This window comes from Yersinia fenwicki (genome assembly GCF_043099325.1).
Lineage (GTDB): Bacteria > Pseudomonadota > Gammaproteobacteria > Enterobacterales > Enterobacteriaceae > Yersinia.
In genome coordinates this window covers 2,202,353-2,216,240 of record NZ_CP170755.1, presented here as the reverse complement: position 1 = coordinate 2,216,240, position 13,888 = coordinate 2,202,353, and the positions used below count along the sequence as shown (strand labels likewise).

Genomic DNA, 13,888 nt, shown 5'->3' with positions numbered 1-13,888 from the left:
ATTATTAACAAATTGCAGCATTTTTAATAGCTTTAAGCACGTTTAATAGCTTGTAACTCGGTGATAGTAACGATTTTATCGACGCGGAATTTTTTGCTGGTTAGCCAGGTGTCGGCCAGCAGTCGGTAGTGCTCCATGTTGCGACAGCCAATTCGCACCAGAAAATCAAAACTACCGCCGACCAGCCAGCAATCCAGTACTTCTGGTGTTTTATGCACTTCTTGCTCGAAGGCCGCCTGAGAGTGCCCGTGGTCGGCTAGGGCAATTTGTGCCTGGATAACAAAGGCATGCTCGGGTTCTGGTAGTTCAATAATCGCACTGTAACCACGGATAATACCGGCTCGCTCCAACAGCCGAACGCGCTCCAAACAGGGGCGGGCGGTCAAATTGACCTGCTCGGACAACTTCTGATAAGAAATACGGCCATCCTGGCCCAGGATTTCGAGGATTTTTTTGTCAATTCGGTCAAGCCGGGGTTTCTTTTCCACAGATAGGACGTCCAATGAAAATCAATAACCATAAGTTACCTGAACATGCCCTGAGTGGGCAGCGTCAATTAACCAGTTTTCATTTCGGCCAGCCGGGTGTGGGCGAGAAAATCTACCTACAGGCTGGCCTGCATGCCGATGAGCTACCCGGAATGCTGGTATTACATTATCTTAAAAGATTACTGAGTCAGGCGGAACGGCGCGGAGAAATTCAGAGCGAAATAATTATTGTGCCCATCGCTAACCCTGTCGGTATGGCGCAAGTGCTGTTAAACAGTGGAATAGGCCGTTTTGATTTGGTCAGTGGTCGCAACTTTAATCGTGATTTCCCTGATTTGGCTAAATTAGTATCACTGCGTCCAGAGGTAGCAACATTAAGCAAAAAAGAGACGACGCCGCAACAGATACGCAGTGCGATGACCGATGCGTTACACGATTTACCCGCGATCAGTGAAGTGGATGCTTTGCGTCAACATTTGCTCATGCTGGCCTGTGATGCTGATTTGGTGCTGGATTTGCATTGCGACGACAGCGCTATTTTGCATCTGTATGCAGATCCGGTCTGGCGAGCATCAGTGGATGTGCTCGCGCGTTTTTTGCATATCGACACCGTGTTACTTTCACAAGATAGCGGTGGCGGTTCGTTTGATGAGGCATGTGGTTTGCCGTGGCATCGGCTAGCTACACATTATCCTAACCTTCCCCCCGCCTGTATGGCCGTAACGGTTGAATTGCGCGGACAACAGGATGTCAGCCACCCGTTGGCCAGCGCGGATGCCGAGCGTATTTATCAATATTTACAACATCGAGGCGCTATTGCGGGGATTGTTCCTGAAATTCCGCAGCGAGAGGTGGTGATGTTACCTTTTTCCGCCGGGGAAATCGTCAATGCACCCGCCAGTGGTTTGCTGTTGCTATTGCGTCAGCCAGGTGAATGGGTAACAAAGGATGAAGTCGTCGCTGAAATAATTGACCCGATTACTGATACAGTTAAAGCAGTGCGGGCAAAAGCGGGCGGGATCATCTATGCCAGCAGGCGAGCTCCGTTTGTGACGTTGGGGGCTGAAGTGATGAAAATTGCTGGGAAAACCCCCTACGCCGATGGCGGGGGGTTAGCATCCTAAGAATTAAAAAGGCTTAACTCGCGTAGCAGCAAAAATGCCTGTTGAGTACTCTTCACTGACCACAAAAACGCGTAACTGATACTGGCTGTTGCGCGCGTGAAATTATTCCTTGCGACATTAAATTTAAAATGGTCGGCCTGTGCCCGCGCGCTTGAACTTGATACGGGTAGCCTTCTACCGTCTCGCCTAACGACTGGGTATAAAACAATAAAAAACGTGGATAACTCCCTATTTTTCCACAAAAAATGTTTATCCTAAAGTGATGCTGGTTGATTGCACGGTAGAACTTCGCTGGGCTATAGTCACGCCACAGCGGCAAAATCCGCTGTCGGGTTTGGAACCCCGGAAATGACCAAAGCGCACGACCGTAGACACGGCTATTATGTGCGGGCACAGTGACACCTGTAATATGCAAGAAACGGTGAACTGGGTGAGGGCATCGCAAGATACGCCGGGTTCTTTGGTAACCGGTAGTTCCAACCTCGCTCAGTTCACCACCTATAAAGAGATTGGAACCTCTAGGTGGTGATTAGTCCCCCTACCAAAGAGGTAGTCATCATGGATCTGACGACTAAACGCCTGTCATTATTTACCTGTACTATCGTTGCTATTCCCATACCTGTTTCTTCATCTGTCCCTCTGCTGCCGGAGGTGCGCTATGTACGATGACACCCCCTGTGAAGTAGAAGAACTTATCGACCACTGTCGTGCGTTGATTTATGCCATTGTCACCATAGATCGAGCCGATGCTAAAGAGGTTCTTTCTCTTCTTTTGTGGCAACAAATTGATGCGTTACGCAGTACTTATCTGCGGGATAGCGAGGAGCCACTAGAAGTAGCTTAAACCTCATAAAGCAATGGATAGGCCACCACTAGAGCGGATTTATTGATGGTGAGCCTATCTGTAATTAGATAAACCACAACGCTTGTCATGATATCAATTTGTGATATCATGACAAGGCTTTGGCGAGCAAAAAACGCATAAATTAAGGACAATGATGTGATTAAATTGAACGCTAAGCATTACAAAACGCTACGAACTATTTTTGTCACACCGACATCAACAAATTTAGAGTGGCGCAAAATTGAATATCTATTCATAGCGTTGGGCGCAATAGCTACAGAAGGGAGTGGCTCACGGGTCCGCTTTGAAATTAATAAGATAGTTGCTTCATTTCATCGGCCACATCCTGACAAGGAAGCGAAAGTCTACCAAGTGCGTGATGCCAAAACATTTCTTGAAGCTGTAGGAGTGGTACCATGAATACAATGACATACAAAAATTATGCCGCAAAAATTGAATACAGCAATGAAGATCAATGCTTGATTGGTCATATTGCCGGTATTCGCGACGTTATCGGTTTTCATGCAGATAATGTAGCTGATTTACGTATTTCCTTTGAAGAAGCTGTAGATGACTATCTGAGCTATTGCGCTGAGCAAGGCCGTGAACCGCAGCGACCAGCCAGTGGCAAAATTAGCTTACGCATACCGCCAGAAATTCATTCAGCAATCAATATTGCTGCGGAAGTTTCAGGGAAAAGCACCAATCAGTGGATCAGTGAGACACTTGCGAAAGCAGCACACTGTTAATTACCGTTCCTTATTGTCATTAGCAATGAGGGCAACATTCATCCCACAAACGTTTATCGGCAATCTGCTATTAGTCATGGTGAATTAAATGCAACCGGGTTATTCAGGTTACTATTATGAACGATGAGCTATATACCGATCTGATAGCGGTAAAGTCTTAAAACTTCTTTATCAACCCGGTGAAATGATCCCGGCAGGTGCACCGGCTGTGCTGCTAGAAACCGATCGCAGTTAGACGCGGGCTTAATAAGCGCCCTCAACCCTGAGAAAATCAGGCTTGAGGGCGGATATATATTATTTTATCAGTCGGTCAAAATCGGAGGCATCATGGCGCTCAGCTAACTGCTCTTCTGGCGCTCCCCAGGTTTTATTGACGATACGGCCGCGCTGGACAGCAGGGCGCTTACCAATGGTTTCGGTCCAACGTATCAGATGAGTATAGGATTTTACATCCAGGAATTCGCCCGCTTCATATTGTAAACCCAGCACCAAATTGCCGTACCACGGCCAGATAGCAATATCCGCGATAGAATACTCATCTCCCGCAATATATTCATGAGTCGCGAGCTGTGTATTGAGCAAATCGAGCTGGCGCTTGGCTTCCATTGTGAAACGGTCGATGGCGTATTCAATTTTCACTGGCGCATAGTGATAAAAATGGCCGAAACCACCGCCCAAATAAGGAGCTGCACCTTGCAGCCAGAATAGCCAATTGAGCGCTTCGGTTCTGCCAGCAGGGGATTTTGGCAAGAAATGACCAAATTTATCCGCCAAATACAGCAGAATGGCACCAGACTCAAAAACCCTGACTGGCGGGGTGGTTGAATGGTCCATCAAGGCCGGAATTTTTGAATTTGGATTAACAGCAACAAACCCACTTGAGAACTGATCACCTTCACCGATACGAATCAGATGGGCATCATATTCCGCACCTTTCTCGCCCAAAGCCAACAACTCTTCCAACAAAATGGTGACCTTCTGACCATTCGGCGTGCCCATGGAATACAACTGTAATGGGTATTTGCCAACCGGCAGGTCAGCTTCATATCTGGCACCCGCAGTCGGGCGATTGATTTTGGACCACACACCACCGCTGGCATTGTTTTCCACCCAGACTTTGGGCGGGTGATATTCGTTATCTTTCATCGTGAATGACCTTATTTGAGAATGAAGACGAACTGAATAATACTTATAGTGATTATGCCTCAATCATAAAGAATAACAGGGATAATATTTCTGTCATTCCGGTTCCCTATAGTGAAGTTGCTTTTTACCTTTGGGCAATAAAAATCATTAGGGAACTTAACATGCAGATGAAAAAATTCAGATTGGCATTGCTGGCCAGTGGCATTGCGTTCAGTACCTCATTGTGGGCGCAGACTGTTGAAGTTCCAGCAACACTGGCCGGGCATGCGGTTTTGCCAGTGAAATCAATGGTTGCAACTCCTGCTGATGCGCCGATTGATTTACAACAAAGTGGCAAATACACCAGTGGTCAACGCGTGAGTGCATTGGGCACCGTCGCCGGTAAATCTGCCGATCGCCCAACAGGAATCGGTTTGCCAATCACCGGCCAGCCACTGCAAGGTCATTCTGGCATAAAACACATGCCCGACGGCACCTATTGGGTGCTGACCGACAATGGATTTGGTAGCAAAGCTAACTCGCCGGACGCCATGCTGTATCTCAATCACTATGATATTGATTTCAAAAATGGCAGTGTCACGCCACTGCAAACCCTGTTCTTGCACGACCCTGATAAAAAAGTACCTTTCCATATCACCAATGAAAGTACTGATAAACGCTATCTGACCGGCAGTGATTTTGACCCCGAAAGCTTCCAGTTTGCCGATGATGCATTATGGATTGGTGATGAGTTCGGTCCTTATCTAATATCGCCTGAGATATGTACTGCTGACAGTTGCGATAATCGCGTTCTCTGCGGCGAGCTTCAACCTCGGCTTTGCGCAAGGTGCTTTCCGCCAACTGCTTGCGCAAATTAAGAATTTGCTTCATCAACGGGCCGAGACGCACCAGGTAAAGGTCATTAAAATCATCTAGCAACTGAATACGTTCATTACGTTTATCGATTAAATCGCTTAACTGTTCCTCCAGCGCTTTCAGCTCAAGCTTGCAAGCCGATAGTTCTATATCTTGCCACTGCGTAACTCCTTGCTTGCTTCCCAGCCACGCAGAAATAGCCTCCAGAGCATGGGTGAATTTTCCCTGTTCGATCGCCATGACGATAAAAACCAGTACGGCATCCTGAGTCTCACCTTTAAGATAAGGGAGTTGATGTCGAATAATGTCGTCATCTTCAAGCTCAATACCGCTTTTAATGATCTCCAGCCGTTTAATGAGTTTTTTCATAAATATAGAATTTGCTGATCGCGAGACAGAATACCTACATACTAAACAACGGCTTCACATTGTTCCAGATGAATGAGGAGTGATCTGGCCTGGATGCTCAGATAGTTAGGTGGGCATGTGCTGTAAATCACATTCGATGCGCAGCAGGAAAAATCACAATGAAGGTTAAGGGCAGGGAGTCACTATTTCCAACACTGCTACGCGAATTCTGCAGCACTGTAGCACTGCAACAAATACAGAATTCACGTAGCGCGATCGTTCAAATATTATTGTTTAAATTCAATTGATTAAAGATTTATTCGCTTCAATTAGCGGTCTAGATAAACTCTCTAGCCCATTGAACAGCAAAATATTGAAATAGCGTTTTAAAAAAAGTAAGATCTCAATAAACTACCCAAAGTTACCAAAATGAATAAGACGAAGATCGCGGTAACACGGCAACCGCTAATAACACTTAGCTCGGGGAAAAATGAGTGAATCCGAATACCTCCGTCTCCACTTCTCGGCATCCGTTTCACTATGCACCGTTTAGACATTTATTCTTCGCCCGACTTCTCACTGTATTAGGTAATGGTATTGCACCTATCGCATTGGCATTTGCTGTATTGGATATTGGCGGTTCCGCTACCGATTTAGGCTTAGTTGTTGCTGCGCGCTCAATTTTCAATGTGGCCTTTTTATTAATTGGTGGGGTACTGGCGGATCGCTATTCCCGAAGTATTGTTTTGTTATCTTCCTCGGCCATTGCTGCATTATCCCAAGGGGCGGTTGCCTGGTTGGTACTTGATGGCAGTGCAACAATCATGGGATTAGCTGTACTGGCGACGATTAATGGCGCAGCTGCGGGCATCGCTCTACCAGCATCTTCAGCCATGGTTCCTCAGACAGTACCAGCGCATAACCTCAGGGCCGCAAACGCTTTTATTCAAGTGGGCGTCTACGCCGGAACAATAATTGGTGCCTCATTGGGCGGCATTCTGACTAGCACTATCGGGCCGGGATGGGGCCTGGCGGTTGATGCTTTGGGGTTTGCAGCCGCCGCACCGTTATATTTCTTTATTCGCGTCAATTCAACGCTGTCTCTGCAATCCAACACCAATATTTTGCAAGATTTGCGTGATGGTTGGAAAGAGTTTATTGCCCGTTCATGGGTTTGGGCTATCGTCGCCCAGTTCACAATTATTAATGCGGCTTTTAGCGGCGTAGTGATGATCCTTGGCCCAATCATTGCCGATGCTTCATTTGGCAGGGCAGGTTGGGGCATTATTGTGGCAGCGGAGAGCGTTGGTCTGATTGTAGGTTCATTTCTTGCTCTACGATGGCGTCCACGGCGCGACCTATTTATTGGTGTCATATTAGTTTCGCTTTGCGCTGTGCCCATCATGCTGCTCAGTATGATTTCGTCGACATTTATTCTAATGGCAGGTTTCTTTATTGCTGGCGTCGGCTTTGGGCAGTTCGGCGTGGTTTGGGCCAATTCGCTACAAACGCATATTCCTGCTGATAAACTCGCGCGAGTTTATGCCTATGATGCGATGGGGTCATTTGTGGCCATCCCGGTTGGAGAACTGGCAGCCGGGCCATTTGCTATGCATTACGGCAACTCAACGGTTTTGTTAGCCGCCGCCGTTGCTGTGGTGATAGCAACAGTGGTTGCCAGTTTTACTCCGGCGATTCGGCAGCTTGATAATACGGCCAAGGTTAAAGCTCTGCACTCATAGATTTAATGGCCAACAGATAGAAAAGGAGAGGCCACTGAACGGAAAACCTAGATGATAGTGAGTATGTATGTGTACTGATATTCAATTTAACATAATATACATTATACGCACCAATATAAAGATAGGCAGGATCTGTGGTTTAAACCGGCCCCGAATATCATTATCTATATTGCTGACCGGAGACTCATCTTCAATCTGTGTCTCCGACAACACTGTTCTCCAGCTTTGCATAACCCTCCATGACACTCCTCAACAATTACTCAGCTGATGTTCTGATGGTCAGTCATCTGATATGTCTTTGTGCAGGTCACGCCGCCAGTCCCGCAGAGTTGCTCTGTTGCTTTGTTGCTTTTTAGCTAAAAACGCAACAACCAAAATATACATCAATGTCCAATCCCAGAGTAACAGTTAAGAATCCAAACAGTATCTCGAAAAATCCCTCCCTAAAATCTACCTTTTCACCAAAGTGATCTTCTCTATAGCAAATCCTGTCAGACAACTGAACGTGCTCTTTTCATATTCTCTACATGCTGATTGATCTTATTTGTATTAATATTGTTAATGTATTTAAGGATTGATTGTGTGAATTTAAGGAAACAATATGGGTATCACTCGTCGTGATTTTTTAAATGGTGTGGCAATTGCCGTAACCGCTGGTATGACGCCATTTGAGGCGCTAAAGGCGTCGCCACAGACGGCGGCGCAGACACTGTATTACCCACCTTCCCTGACCGGAATGCGCGGGAATCATCAGGGGTCTTACGAGGCAGCGCATATTCTCGGGCGCGAAGGTAAAAAGGTCGATCCCTCCAGTTTGCCGGTGGAGGATGATTTTGATCTGGTCATTGTCGGTGCTGGGATCAGCGGTCTGGCGGCAGCGTGTTTCTGGCAGGAACAGCATGGGAAGCAGCAGCGGATTTTGTTGTTGGATAACCATGATGATTTCGGAGGGCACGCCAAGCGTAATGAATTCTATGTTGAAGATAAAACCCTACTCGGCTATGGCGGTAGCGAATCTTTTCAGTCACCGCGCACCAACTTTAGTCCTGTGACGATGGGTTTGCTAAAAACGCTGAATGTAGATATCGAAGCAATGGCGAAAGACTTCGATCAAAATTTCTACCCGGATCTGCACCTGAGCCGTGGCGTATACTTTGATCGCAAAAATTTTGGCGTCGATAAAATCGTCAGCGGCGATCCGGGTCGTGCGGTGGCCGATGATATTCCGCCAAATCGTCTTAACGGGCGTGATATCAGCGATTTCATCAATGATTTCCCACTGTCAGAATCTGACCGTAAGGCGCTTATTGCCCTGCATACCGAAGAAAAAGATTATCTGCATGGGATGAGTCAGGAAGAGAAAATCGCTTGGGTGGATGGGCACAGTTACACGCAGTTCCTGCGCGAGAAAGTCGGATTGAGCGAGATGGCTATCCGCTATTTCCAGCAGCGGACCAATGATTTTCAGGCGGTAGGAATTGATGCGACGTCGTGTAGCGATGCGCGCATCTGCGCCCTGCCCGGGCTGGAAAACATGGGATTACCACCGCTGGATGAGGAATCGTTGGAAGATCTCGAACAGCCTTATATCTTCCACTTTCCTGATGGTAACGCAGGTTTAACGCGTTTGATGGTACGTCATCTAATCCCGCAGGTCGCCCCGGGCAATACGATGGACGATGTCGTGCTGGCAAAATTCGATTACAGTCAATTGGATAAGAGTGGACACCCGGTGCGTCTGCGCTTGAACAGTACCGGTATGCATGCCGCTAACGTGACTCATGAGGGGAAACCGGCGGTTGAGGTGACTTATATGACAGGCTCAACCCTGCATCGCGTCCGCGCCGGGCAGGCCGTGATGGCCGGCTACAATATGATGATCCCGTCTCTGGTGCCGGAAATGGCCGAAGACCAGAAAGCCGCGCTGAAGGAAAATGTCAAATCGCCGCTGATGTATACCAAAGTGGTGATCCGCAACTGGCAGCCGTTTATCAAACTCGGCGTCCACGAAGTCTACTCTCCCGCCGCACCTTACAGCCGCGTGAAGCTGGATTATCCGGTGAATATGGGCGGTTATCAGCATCCGCGCGATCCGAATAAACCTATTGGCCTGCACATGGTATATGTGCCGACGCTACCGGGAAGCGGCCTCAGCCCGCGTGAGCAATCCCGCAAAGGCCGCGCGCTGTTGCTCGGTACCTCTTTCGATGCGCATGAAAAAATGGTGCGAGATCAGCTACAGGGCATGTTTGGCGAGGCTGGTTTTGATCACCAGCGCGACATTATGGCGATCACCCTTAACCGCTGGTCGCACGGCTACTCCTACTTCCTCAGCGGAATGTTCGACGACGAAGAACAGTCGCAGAAAACCATTCAGCTCGCCCGTCAACCTGTTGGACGCATCACAATCGCAAACTCAGACGCCGACTGGAGCCCGTATGCTAACTCGGCGATAGATCAGGCAAGCCGAGCGGTGAACGAGTTGACAGCCATGAATAAGGTAAGCGCATGAAACAACTGATAACTTTCGCCACGCTGATGGTAACAGCGGGTTCTGCGATGGCGATGTCAGACGGTGAATATGTCGCCAAATCCGCCGACTGTGTAGCCTGCCATACATCATCGACAGGGCCAGACCTGGCGGGTGGCGTACGTTTTGCTACGCCGCTCGGCGACATTTTCTCAACCAATATTACGCCAGATATTGGACACGGTATTGGTGACTACAGCTTTGAGGATTTTGAAAAAGCGATGCGCGAGGGTATCGCCAAAGACGGGCATCCGCTATATCCGGCCATGCCGTACACTTCATATGCGAAAATGACGAGTGAGGATATTCGTGCGCTGTACGACTATCTGATGAATGAGGTGAAACCGCAGCCGGTCGCCAATCCCGATAATGAGATCAGCTGGCCAATGTCTATCCGCTGGCCGCTTCACGTGTGGAACAGCATGCTTCTTGAGAAAGGTGAATACGTACCGCTGGCGGATCAAAGTGCCGAATGGAATCGCGGCGCGTATCTGGTTCAGGGCGCGGGCCACTGCGGCGCCTGCCATACGCCACGCGGCTGGGCGCAGCAAGAGAAAGCGCTCGACGATAAAGACCCGGCGTTTCTTAGCGGCGGTGAATTGGATGGTTGGTCTGCGCCTTCACTGCGCGGCCTTAATATCAGTCAGTCAGAGCTAGTCACGCTGTTGAAAACTGGCCGTAACACGAAAGATGCTGTCAGCGGGCCGATGGGAGAAGTGATCACCCACAGTATGCAGTTTATGACCGATGCCGATCTCAACAATATGGCGGTGTATCTACTAAGCCTGAAAGCAGAGGAACAGAAACAATCAGGGAAAAAAGCGGTGGCAACCCCTGCCGGACAGCAAACCTTTATGCGCTATTGCTCAACCTGTCACGGCGTGGAAGGCCGCGGGAACGAAAAGACCATACCTGCGCTGGCGGGAAATATGACGGTCAACGCTGAAAATCCGCAAACCTTGCTGCGGGTGCTCCTGGGCGGCGGCCAGACGCCAGTGACGGCAGAACATATGTCCAACACCATGCCTGGCTACGGCTGGACATTGACCGATCAGCAGGTCGCAGAGTTAACCAACACCTTGCGTGCCAACTGGGGAAATCACGCTACGGAAGTCACCCCAGAGGATGTCGCGAAGGCGCGGAAAGCAGGAAGGTAACAATCAGGGGCAAGGACGCCCTTTTGTTTTATTCCTTCATCTGCTACCCGCCCGACTGGCTAAAACAGCACTTACGCACAATACTTAATAGGGTTTCATGTGTTGTTAATGATCTTTACAGAGGAATATTATGAAATTATTGAAAACAATGACAATGCTAGTTGTTCTGGGTGCATTCTCTTCCGGTGCCATATCAGCCGAATTACTCACAAAGGAAGAGCTCAATAATAATCCGCAGCAGTATGAAAAAGTTGGCAATATAGTTACTGCTAACGAATTAGCCCCAATGGATGCTAAAGCAGAGTTGTCGAAAAAGGCTGATGAATTGGGCGGAGATTATTATGTAATTACTTCAGCTAACACAGAGAATAAGATCCACGCAACAGCTGATGTATATAAGAAAAAATAGTTATGCTTATTCCAGTATTAACGTAAACAATGGCTGTTATCTTAACAGCCATTTTTTCTTTCACCGCCGCATAAAGACGTGACATTGTCACAATAAAAAGTGGATACATTAGCATTTAGCCGTGATGTGGGTGATGAAGTGCGGAAGAGATCGTCCAGACTAAAATGAATTAAAGCTGGAGAATGGCGTCTCTCGGTACTTAAGAGTATGTTAATCATATCAATTTGTTGGCAACGAAAAATAAGGAATGAATATGATCGTTTTCGTCACAGGCGCAACCTCCGGATTTGGTGAGGCTATCGCTCGCAAATTTATCAGCCACGGTCATCAGGTTATTGCCACTGGGCGTCGTCATGAAAGGCTGGAAGAATTAAAGGCCGAGCTGGGTGAGCAACTGCATATTGTGCAGTTAGATGTTCGTAATCGCGCGGCTATTCAACATGTTATTGACGAACTCCCCGCTGAGCTAAAAGACATCGATGTGCTGGTGAATAATGCTGGTTTAGCATTAGGCTTGGAACCGGCTCACAAAGCCAATGTTGAAGATTGGGATACGATGATTGATACCAACACCAAAGGTTTGGTGAATATGACACGTGCGCTGCTTCCCGCAATGGTGACGCGTGATGTCGGCCATATTATTAATATTGGCTCTACTGCGGCTAACTGGCCTTATGCTGGCGGTAATGTGTATGGCGCGACCAAAGCCTTTGTTAAGCAATTCAGTCTGGGTCTACGCGCCGACTTACATGGCACACACATTCGCGTCACGGATATTGAACCAGGTATGGTGGGTGGCACGGAATTCTCTGCGGTGCGTTTTAAAGGCGACGGCGAGAAAGTAAATAAAACTTACGATGGTGCTAACCCATTAACACCTGAAGATGTTGCCGAAGCGGTATATTGGGTGGCCACATTGCCTACTCGCGTCAATATTAATACTCTGGAAATGATGCCGGTCAGTCAATCTTTTGCCGGATTGAACATTCACCGCGAAGGTTAACTCGTGTTTGGGGCGTTCACCGCCCCCCCCTTAATTGACCCGCCAGCCCGCGACAATAATCAACATTCCGACTAGCGCCACTCCTGCGCCAACCCAATCAAATAGAGATAGCCTCACACCATCAACAACTCTCAGCCAAATTAATGCCGTTACGACATAAACACCGCCATAAGCCGCATAGACCCGACCACTGGCGGCAGGATGCAAGGTTAATAACCAGACGAACATGGCCAGGCTGGCAGCTGCTGGTAGTAATAACCACATGCTTGCCCCTTTGCGTAGCCATAAGTAAGGCAAGAAACAGCCAATAATTTCAGCCAATGCAGTGACAAAAAACAGCAACGACGTCTTTAACATGCACACATCCCTTTTGATACTGATATTAAAAACAACACCCTATGGGTTTGCCAGACTGCTGAGAAAGTCAAATAAAGGGGAAACGCGCTGTTGGGAGCCCTTTTCGTTTTAAATACAAACGACTCAAGTCGCCGGAGTGCCCCTAGGTACGATAGTCCCTTCACTCACAGAGTTATCAGCAGCTTTGTCATTATTCTTCCACACCTGTTTTCATAACGAACCTCCTTCCCAACTTGGTGATAGCCCAAAATGTATAGATGATCTACGTAAGAAAGCCTGATAATACGTCAGTTGTTGTTGACTGGTTTATATACCATGACCAATGATATGATTCTCTCTCGCTGATGGTGTGCCAGTAAATTATATGATGATTTCGCATCACCGACTCATAAAGGACTTAAGACGATGAAAATAACTAGCTTGCCCCACCTGATGCGCGTTTTTCTTCCCGTAGCGGTGCTGGCTTTGCCGCTGGCATGGCAAACTGCCGCATTGGCGCAATCGGCAACCTGCACCCAAGGTAGTACCTGTGTTTCTGTTGGCGGGAATAATGACCCAATGTCAAAAGAGCAAGCGCGCCAAAGCCAGCAACAGTGGGATGATACCCATCGCTTGCGTAATAAAGTGAATAACCGGGTCGAGAAGAATTTTGATAAATATGATCGTGCCGAAGACGCAAAAGATAATTGCGATCGTAGCACAAACTTCAATGCCTATTGGGAACCGAATACGGAACGTTGCCTGGACCGTTTGTCCGGTCACCAGATTAATCCGTAATTGTCGGTAATAGCTCGGATTGACTTGAGGTTATGTAAACCAGAGCTATTCTTAGGTTTGACAAGCTATTCATCCACATAAGGATTTTATGATGAAAAAAACGCTTCTTATCGGCACATTGTTATTATCTCTGGCCCCTTTGGCTGCTTTGGCATCGTGTGAAAGTGTCAAAGCAGATATCGCACAAAAGATTATCAATAATGGTGTACCTGAATCTGGCTTTAAACTGGATATCGTCCCTAACGATCAGGTACAAAATGCGCGTGGTCAAGTGGTTGGGCATTGTGAAAACGATACTCAAAAGATTGTTTATACTCGCATAACTGACAGCGAATAATTTATCCATTGGATTATCAGGG

General features: G+C 47.7%; 14 protein-coding genes and 2 pseudogenes. 12 read left to right on the top strand and 4 right to left on the bottom strand.

Translation table 11 applies throughout. The features are described from left to right. Nucleotides 1-32 precede the first annotated feature (32 nt). Nucleotides 33-488: an Lrp/AsnC family transcriptional regulator gene (locus tag ACF3VQ_RS10220; protein ID WP_392435199.1), complete on the bottom strand. Its 456-nt coding sequence runs from the start codon at nucleotides 486-488 to the stop codon at nucleotides 33-35. 14 nt (nucleotides 489-502) lie between these two features. Between ACF3VQ_RS10220 and ACF3VQ_RS10215 the strand changes: the two genes are divergently transcribed. The 4 genes from ACF3VQ_RS10215 to ACF3VQ_RS10200 all read left to right on the top strand — a co-directional run bounded on the left by ACF3VQ_RS10215 (nucleotide 503) and on the right by ACF3VQ_RS10200 (nucleotide 3,205). Further along, entirely contained in the window at nucleotides 503-1,612 is a 1,110-nt protein-coding gene (locus ACF3VQ_RS10215) for a succinylglutamate desuccinylase/aspartoacylase family protein (protein ID WP_392435197.1), read from the top strand. Nucleotides 1,613-2,270: 658 nt separating this feature from the next. Next, nucleotides 2,271-2,456, top strand: coding sequence for a hypothetical protein (locus tag ACF3VQ_RS10210; protein WP_392435195.1), 186 nt, complete (start codon nucleotides 2,271-2,273; stop codon nucleotides 2,454-2,456). Nucleotides 2,457-2,612: 156 nt separating this feature from the next. Then, complete coding sequence (locus ACF3VQ_RS10205) at nucleotides 2,613-2,876, top strand: type II toxin-antitoxin system HicA family toxin (RefSeq protein ID WP_392435193.1); 264 nt, start codon at nucleotides 2,613-2,615, stop codon at nucleotides 2,874-2,876. Beyond that, nucleotides 2,873-3,205, top strand: coding sequence for a type II toxin-antitoxin system HicB family antitoxin (locus tag ACF3VQ_RS10200; RefSeq protein WP_392435191.1), 333 nt, complete (start codon nucleotides 2,873-2,875; stop codon nucleotides 3,203-3,205). Before ACF3VQ_RS10205 ends, ACF3VQ_RS10200 begins: the two co-directional genes overlap by 4 nt. Nucleotides 3,206-3,499: 294 nt before the next feature. Here ACF3VQ_RS10200 and yghU read toward each other — a convergent pair whose 3' ends face one another. Next, nucleotides 3,500-4,351, bottom strand: coding sequence for a glutathione-dependent disulfide-bond oxidoreductase (yghU, locus tag ACF3VQ_RS10195; RefSeq protein WP_392435190.1), 852 nt, complete (start codon nucleotides 4,349-4,351; stop codon nucleotides 3,500-3,502). A 161-nt stretch (nucleotides 4,352-4,512) separates the two neighbouring features. On the opposite strand from yghU, the pseudogene ACF3VQ_RS10190 reads away from it, so the two are divergent. After that, nucleotides 4,513-5,112 (top strand): annotated as a pseudogene (locus tag ACF3VQ_RS10190) (esterase-like activity of phytase family protein); the annotation flags it as partial. Here the strand turns inward: ACF3VQ_RS10190 and ACF3VQ_RS10185 are convergent. After that, nucleotides 5,099-5,575: pseudogene (locus ACF3VQ_RS10185) on the bottom strand (DNA repair protein); the annotation flags it as partial. The pseudogenes ACF3VQ_RS10190 and ACF3VQ_RS10185 sit on opposite strands and share 14 nt — an antisense overlap. A 473-nt stretch (nucleotides 5,576-6,048) precedes the next feature. On the opposite strand from ACF3VQ_RS10185, the gene ACF3VQ_RS10180 reads away from it, so the two are divergent. The 5 genes from ACF3VQ_RS10180 (at nucleotide 6,049) to ydfG (ending at nucleotide 12,395) form a co-directional block, all read left to right on the top strand. Next, entirely contained in the window at nucleotides 6,049-7,296 is a 1,248-nt protein-coding gene (locus ACF3VQ_RS10180; protein WP_392435189.1) for an MFS transporter, read from the top strand. Between the two features lie 601 nt (nucleotides 7,297-7,897). Continuing rightward, on the top strand, nucleotides 7,898-9,808 hold the full coding sequence (locus ACF3VQ_RS10175) for an NAD(P)-binding protein (RefSeq protein WP_392435187.1): 1,911 nt from the start codon (nucleotides 7,898-7,900) through the stop codon (nucleotides 9,806-9,808). Next, the gene (locus tag ACF3VQ_RS10170) at nucleotides 9,805-10,983 is read left to right on the top strand and encodes a cytochrome c (RefSeq protein ID WP_392435185.1); all 1,179 of its coding nucleotides are present in this window, start codon (nucleotides 9,805-9,807) and stop codon (nucleotides 10,981-10,983) included. Before ACF3VQ_RS10175 ends, ACF3VQ_RS10170 begins: the two co-directional genes overlap by 4 nt. A gap of 130 nt (nucleotides 10,984-11,113) precedes the next feature. Beyond that, complete coding sequence (yahO, locus tag ACF3VQ_RS10165) at nucleotides 11,114-11,392, top strand: DUF1471 family periplasmic protein YahO (protein ID WP_392435184.1); 279 nt, start codon at nucleotides 11,114-11,116, stop codon at nucleotides 11,390-11,392. Nucleotides 11,393-11,645: 253 nt separating this feature from the next. Then, nucleotides 11,646-12,395 carry a bifunctional NADP-dependent 3-hydroxy acid dehydrogenase/3-hydroxypropionate dehydrogenase YdfG gene (gene ydfG / locus ACF3VQ_RS10160; RefSeq protein WP_392435182.1) on the top strand — a complete coding sequence of 250 codons (750 nt, stop codon included), beginning with the start codon at nucleotides 11,646-11,648 and terminating at the stop codon, nucleotides 12,393-12,395. Nucleotides 12,396-12,425: 30 nt separating this feature from the next. Here the strand turns inward: ydfG and ACF3VQ_RS10155 are convergent, their stop codons facing one another. Continuing rightward, nucleotides 12,426-12,752, bottom strand: a complete 327-nt coding sequence (locus ACF3VQ_RS10155; protein ID WP_392435181.1) for a YnfA family protein — start codon at nucleotides 12,750-12,752, stop codon at nucleotides 12,426-12,428. Nucleotides 12,753-13,157: 405 nt separating this feature from the next. Here ACF3VQ_RS10155 and ACF3VQ_RS10150 point away from each other — a divergent pair, with 405 nt between their 5' ends. Together ACF3VQ_RS10150 and ACF3VQ_RS10145 are read left to right on the top strand one after the other, a co-directional pair. Continuing rightward, nucleotides 13,158-13,529 (top strand): DUF1283 family protein, encoded by a 372-nt coding sequence (locus ACF3VQ_RS10150; protein WP_392435179.1) that lies wholly within the window; start codon nucleotides 13,158-13,160, stop codon nucleotides 13,527-13,529. A 91-nt stretch (nucleotides 13,530-13,620) separates the two neighbouring features. Further along, a complete protein-coding gene (locus ACF3VQ_RS10145; RefSeq protein ID WP_392435523.1) occupies nucleotides 13,621-13,866 on the top strand; it encodes a DUF1161 domain-containing protein in 246 nt (81 codons plus the stop codon). Nucleotides 13,867-13,888 lie beyond the last annotated feature (22 nt).

Coding starts and splice junctions, on each gene's coding strand:
- ACF3VQ_RS10150 (WP_392435179.1), top strand. CDS start 13,158: ATGAAAATAACTAGCTTGCCCCACCTGATGCGCGTTTTTCTTCCCGTA.
- ACF3VQ_RS10170 (WP_392435185.1), top strand. CDS start 9,805: ATGAAACAACTGATAACTTTCGCCACGCTGATGGTAACAGCGGGTTCT.
- ACF3VQ_RS10155 (WP_392435181.1), bottom strand. CDS start 12,752: ATGTTAAAGACGTCGTTGCTGTTTTTTGTCACTGCATTGGCTGAAATT.
- ACF3VQ_RS10175 (WP_392435187.1), top strand. CDS start 7,898: ATGGGTATCACTCGTCGTGATTTTTTAAATGGTGTGGCAATTGCCGTA.
- ACF3VQ_RS10215 (WP_392435197.1), top strand. CDS start 503: ATGAAAATCAATAACCATAAGTTACCTGAACATGCCCTGAGTGGGCAG.
- ACF3VQ_RS10145 (WP_392435523.1), top strand. CDS start 13,621: ATGAAAAAAACGCTTCTTATCGGCACATTGTTATTATCTCTGGCCCCT.
- yghU (WP_392435190.1), bottom strand. CDS start 4,351: ATGAAAGATAACGAATATCACCCGCCCAAAGTCTGGGTGGAAAACAAT.
- ACF3VQ_RS10200 (WP_392435191.1), top strand. CDS start 2,873: ATGAATACAATGACATACAAAAATTATGCCGCAAAAATTGAATACAGC.
- ydfG (WP_392435182.1), top strand. CDS start 11,646: ATGATCGTTTTCGTCACAGGCGCAACCTCCGGATTTGGTGAGGCTATC.
- ACF3VQ_RS10210 (WP_392435195.1), top strand. CDS start 2,271: ATGTACGATGACACCCCCTGTGAAGTAGAAGAACTTATCGACCACTGT.
- yahO (WP_392435184.1), top strand. CDS start 11,114: ATGAAATTATTGAAAACAATGACAATGCTAGTTGTTCTGGGTGCATTC.